The sequence below is a fragment of the Companilactobacillus crustorum JCM 15951 genome (assembly GCF_001434585.1).
Classification (GTDB): domain Bacteria; phylum Bacillota; class Bacilli; order Lactobacillales; family Lactobacillaceae; genus Companilactobacillus; species Companilactobacillus crustorum.
This window is the reverse complement of sequence record NZ_AZDB01000062.1, coordinates 1-5,323: the sequence shown is the minus strand read 5'-3', so window position 1 is coordinate 5,323 and position 5,323 is coordinate 1. Positions and strand designations below refer to the sequence as shown.

At 43.5% G+C, this 5,323-nt stretch carries 4 protein-coding genes; 2 read left to right on the top strand and 2 right to left on the bottom strand.

Translation table 11 applies throughout. From position 1 onward, the window contains the following. Nucleotides 1-85: 85 nt before the first annotated feature. Nucleotides 86-451 carry a PaaI family thioesterase gene (locus FD26_RS10415; RefSeq protein WP_057868360.1) on the bottom strand — a complete coding sequence of 122 codons (366 nt, stop codon included), beginning with the start codon at nucleotides 449-451 and terminating at the stop codon, nucleotides 86-88. A 32-nt stretch (nucleotides 452-483) separates the two neighbouring features. Here FD26_RS10415 and menB point away from each other — a divergent pair, with 32 nt between their 5' ends. Then, nucleotides 484-1,305, top strand: a complete 822-nt coding sequence (gene menB, locus FD26_RS10410; RefSeq protein WP_003600436.1) for a 1,4-dihydroxy-2-naphthoyl-CoA synthase — start codon at nucleotides 484-486, stop codon at nucleotides 1,303-1,305. A 15-nt stretch (nucleotides 1,306-1,320) separates the two neighbouring features. Then, nucleotides 1,321-2,754, top strand: coding sequence for an o-succinylbenzoate--CoA ligase (locus FD26_RS10405; protein WP_057868359.1), 1,434 nt, complete (start codon nucleotides 1,321-1,323; stop codon nucleotides 2,752-2,754). Nucleotides 2,755-3,104: 350 nt separating this feature from the next. Here FD26_RS10405 and FD26_RS10400 read toward each other — a convergent pair whose 3' ends face one another. After that, a complete protein-coding gene (locus FD26_RS10400; RefSeq protein ID WP_057868358.1) occupies nucleotides 3,105-5,141 on the bottom strand; it encodes a KUP/HAK/KT family potassium transporter in 2,037 nt (678 codons plus the stop codon). Nucleotides 5,142-5,323 lie beyond the last annotated feature (182 nt).

Below are 5,323 nucleotides of genomic sequence, written 5' to 3'. Positions count from 1 at the left end.
AGCTGGTCACCAGGAATGATTGCTCACGAGAACTCGGCGTACTACAAATTTTTTCACGACGTAAGTCTTTTTTGAAAACTAACGATTATTTTTTCATTGTTGTGAGAGTGACGGTGGCCTGGCTGGTGAGTTGGTCAGCGACTGTAATGGCGACTTGCCAGGTCTGCAAGTGATGCCCGATATGCAACGGTGTAGCTGTCGCAATTAATTCCCCCTGGGTCACAGCTTGGAGATGTTGGACGGTTAAATTAACTCCGACGGCGACCTGATCAGCATCGAGATTAGCATTGGCGCCTAGCGAGGCCGCGGTCTCGGCTAATACGCCATTGATGCCCCCATGAACGACGCCATAGGGTTGTTTGATGGCAGCGCTCACAGGGAGTGCTATAATCGATTTTGTCTTAGTGATTAAGCATTGCTTGATGCCTAAGGTGGTTAATAAATTTTCCATAATAATATCTCTTTTGAAAGGGTTGTGAAATCATGACAACAGCAAATTGGCAACAGGTTAAGGATTACCAAGAAATTATTTTTGAACGAGCGGATAAGGTCGCTAAGATTACCATGAACCGTCCGAAAAAGCTCAATGCGTTTACGCCGGTAACGATCCAGGAAATGATTGAGGCCTTCACGATTTGTCGTGATGATAGTAGCATTGGCGTGATTATTTTAACGGGGGCCGGTGATAAGGCCTTTTCTTCCGGTGGTGATCAGACCGTGCGGGGTAACGGGGGCTATGTGGGTCCTGACCATATTGCCCGGCTCAACGTCTTGGATCTGCAACACCTCATTCGGGTAATTCCCAAGCCCGTGATTGCCATGGTTAAGGGCTGGTCAGTTGGTGGTGGTAACATCTTACAACTGGTTTGTGATTTAACGATTGCGGCTGACAATGCACAATTTGGTCAAACGGGGCCGAAAGTGGGCAGTTTTGATGCGGGCTACGGGTCTGGCTATCTGGCCCGCGTCATTGGTCACAAGCGTGCCAAGGAAGTCTGGTTCTTGAATCACTTCTATAGCGCGGAAGAGGCTTACCAAATGAACTGGATTAATAAAGTGGTGCCACTAGCCGAGGTTGAATCAGAAACGTTGGATTGGTGTCACGAGATTTTGCAGAAATCACCAACGGCATTGCGCTTTATCAAGGCCGCTATGAATGCTGATACGGACGGATTAGCAGGCCTTCAACAATTGGGCGGCGACGCAACGATGCTCTTTTATACGACCGATGAGGGGAAAGAGGGACGCGATGCCTTTAACGAAAAACGGCAGCCTGACTTTGACCAATACCCTAAGTTTCCATAGAAAGGAGCAACAGTCGTGGATAATTGGATCACGAAGCAAGCTCAGTTGGCGCCCCAAAAGATCGCGGTGACGGATGGGCATCAGTCACTGACATTTGCGACACTGGCACAGCGCTTAACACAAGTGGCCGGTCAACTGGCGGCGGTTGGTGCCTTAACGCAGCCCCGAGTAGCGATGCTGACTGATAACTCCCTCGCCGGCTACCAAGTTGCCCTCGCCTTATTGGGGACGGGGCACACGATTGTCTGGTTGAACAAACGTCTACCGACCACAGAACTAAGGCGGCAATTACAAGACAGTACGGTGGCAACGTGTCTCGTTGCCGATGACTTATGGCGTGAGGGGTTGGGGGTGAACGCGGTACGTTTTGGAACGTTATTGACCACGGCCGCAACGCCCCGCCCACTTGTCGCAACGTTTGATGTGCATCAGGTCGCCAGTATCATGTATACATCGGGGACAACGGGACAACCCAAGGGCGTGCTACAGACCTTCGAGAATCATTATACCTCAGCAATTGCTTCTGCCTTAAATTTAGGTGTGATGCCAGACGATGAATGGCTGTGTACGGTACCGATTTTTCACATCAGTGGGTTTTCAATTATGATGCGTGGCTTAATCTATGGGATGACGGTGCGCTTGGTACCACAGTTTGACGCGCCAGCCATTGCGCACATCTTGCGAACGGAACCGGTGACCTTAATTTCGGTAGTGCCATTCATGCTCAAGAAGCTGTTAGATCAACAGACCCCCACGGCGGCACCTTATTGTGCTTTACGAGGAATGCTGCTAGGGGGTGGCCCCATTGATCAAGCCACGTTGCGGCGGTGTCAGCAGCAAGGGGTTCCCGTTGTGCAATCCTATGGGATGACCGAAACGGCTTCTCAGGTGGTGGCGTTAAACTTTGCGGATGCGCCAAGTCATGTGGGATCATCAGGCAAACCGTTATTTACCACGCAACTCCAGTTGACCCCGCAGACGCATGAGATTCTATTAAAAACACCCGCGTTAGCCGCCGGATACTTAGGACAGCCGGAGAAGTTTGCGGCGAAGCTAACGGAAGATGGTTGGTATCATACCGGCGATGTGGGTCATTTAGATGAGGCCGGCTTCTTATACGTTGATGGCCGGTTGGATGACATGATTATTTCTGGCGGGGAAAATATCTTCCCTGATGCGATTGAGGCCGCCTACCAATCGGCGCCAGGGGTTCGCGATATTGCGGTCGTTGGTCGGTCGGACGCTGAATGGGGAATGGTGCCGGTGGCCTTTGTGGTCAGTGACTATCCTCTTGATGTGGCGGCGTTAGTCGCGTTTGGTCGGCAGCACTTGGCCCACTATCAGGTTCCCCAAACCTTTATCCCAGTGGTGGAGATTCCCCACAATGGCAATGGTAAAGTACAACGGGCTAAGTTGCGTGCGCGGTTATCCGCAACTCACTCTGATTAAAAGAAAAACGGTTCCTTCAGAATGCACAACGCACTGAAGGAACCGTTTTTAAGTGTAATTGCGATGAACGCCAAAGAAACGAAAGACAATGCTCATCAGAACAAGGCCATTTATCAAAAAGATTAACGGATACTGATAATGGTCTAGTAGGCCACTGTATTAGTATTAACTTAATTTTACAAACCGAGAGATCTAAACAAGTTGCTTCTAAATACGTGTTATAGTAAAACACTAAACGCATTTCGATGAATAAAAATGGTCTGATCTCAGTAAAGTACTGAGATCAGACCATTAATTAAAACTAAATATAATTTTTCTAACTTAGTTGTTGCACTTAAACTACTGCATACTCATTTTTCAGTCTTACTTAATCTGCCTCGATGATAAATTTTCTTTTGGATTAAGTATTGATCCTGATCTTGATTAATAAATAACGGAGAATTTTCTTCTATTACATTGCTAAACTCCAAACCATACCATGAAATAGGTGAGGCCGTAATTTTCTGCAAATAGATGCGCCCGCCAATCAATCTTCTATCTAACGAGCTTAACTTATCATTGACAATTAAATCTGCTGGTTGTTCCTTTATAATAACAAACTTAAAGTCGCCGACTTTCCGTTGTCGCTCTGTTGAATACGTGGGTATTTGTGGTTCTAAAATACCTTTTTCCACTAGATCATTTACAACTTGATGTAAATAGACACTAACGGATTGAGATTTCCTAAACCCTAAGTAAAATTGAACGTTAACAACATTATGCGTCTCAAGTAAATCAACTGTATAATTACTTTCATAAGGTGCATTGGTTTCATTGACTGTAACAAACCAATAAACTTTAGCTCTTTTAGGTTGTCTGTCGAGAATAGAATACATGGTACTACGCTTAATTTGGTAATCACCCTTAATTTTAGTCATATACACTAAGTTAGTCGTGAACAAAGGTACTGTATTGTCTGCGCTTAATTTAGAGAGTTGATCACGATAGTCAAGAAGTGAAACATACTCGCTTTCTTTCTCATAATGGTCTCTTCGTTTATTTCCAAAGTACCAAAGCCACATAATATAAAGAATGCCCAACATGATTGTTAACGTAACATAACCGCCATGAATAAACTTAACCAAACTTGAAATTAGAAAGATTAACTCAATAAAACCAAAAAACAAGGCAATTATAAGTGCTGTTCCCTTAGCCAGGTGTTTCTTTAAGAATTCATGCAAAAGCACAGTAGTCATAAGCATGGTAATAGTGATCGCTAAACCATACGCGGCCTCCATTTTTTGTGAACTACCAAAGAACCAGACTACACTAATTGTTATTATACATAGCATCCAGTTAACAGTTGCAATATAAATTTGATTTTTTATATTACTTGGATGTCTAATAACCATTCTAGGTAAAAATTTTAAGCCAATTGCTTCATCGACTAAAGTATAAGAACCCGTAATCAACGCTTGAGAGGCAATAATTGCAGCGAGTGTGGCTAGCAAAATGCCAACTAGGCGCCAAGTTCCGGGGAGCATTTCATAAAAGGGATTTAAGTTCGATAAGTTCCTGTAAGCAGTATCACCTGCATGTCTAATTATCCAAGCACCCTGACCTAAGTAATTTAAAAATAGGGTACTATATACTAGTGGCCATGTTACATAAATATTCTGCTTGCCAACGTGACCCATATCGGAATATAAAGCCTCTGCTCCTGTGGTTGCCAAAAAGATACTTCCAAGTATAAAGATTCCCACTTTGTTAACTGGACTGAATAGTACCCTAATTGCATAATAAGGAGAAATAGCCTTCAATATCATTGGATAATTGATTAGATTAACGATTCCAAAGACAGCCAAAAAGCCAAACCATAAAATCATCACTGGTCCAAAGGATTTCCCAATCACACCTGTTCCAAAACGTTGAATCATAAATAATACGAGTAGAACAACTGTTGTGATAATCAAGACGTTATGTTGAGAATTACTAAACACCACAGGGCCAAGGTGTTGTTTTTTTAATCCCTCAATGGCTGAAGTCACAGTTACTGCAGGAGTTAATGTTCCATCGGCCAAAATGGCCGCCCCACCAATCAAGGCTGGCCAAATTAACCATTTTGAATTTTTTCGAACCAATGCATATAAAGCAAAAATTCCGCCCTCACGCTTATTATCGGCTTGCATTGCAATGACAACATACTTCAACGTTGTAATGATCATTAATGTCCAAAAAATCAACGAGATCGATCCAATCACATAATTGGGAGAAATATTTCCCATTTTACCGGCGTCACCAATCAATGCATTCATAACATACAATGGTGAAGTGCCAATATCACCGTACACAATTCCCAAAGTAACAAGTGCCCCCGCAAAAGAAACACGTTCTAGTTGCTTATTCATATTTGCTTGCTCCCAACGCTAATTATTGAAATATAGCACTGCAAAATAGTAAGCCTAAACACGAAGAAAAGCAACATCATAATGAAATCACTTTAAAGAAGCTCATAATTTACGATATACTGATTGAAACCATAAATTATGAGCATTCTATTCTTGGTAGATTGTAAAAGTAATCCGAACGC

Coding starts and splice junctions, on each gene's coding strand:
- FD26_RS10415 (WP_057868360.1), bottom strand. CDS start 451: ATGGAAAATTTATTAACCACCTTAGGCATCAAGCAATGCTTAATCACT.
- menB (WP_003600436.1), top strand. CDS start 484: ATGACAACAGCAAATTGGCAACAGGTTAAGGATTACCAAGAAATTATT.
- FD26_RS10400 (WP_057868358.1), bottom strand. CDS start 5,141: ATGAATAAGCAACTAGAACGTGTTTCTTTTGCGGGGGCACTTGTTACT.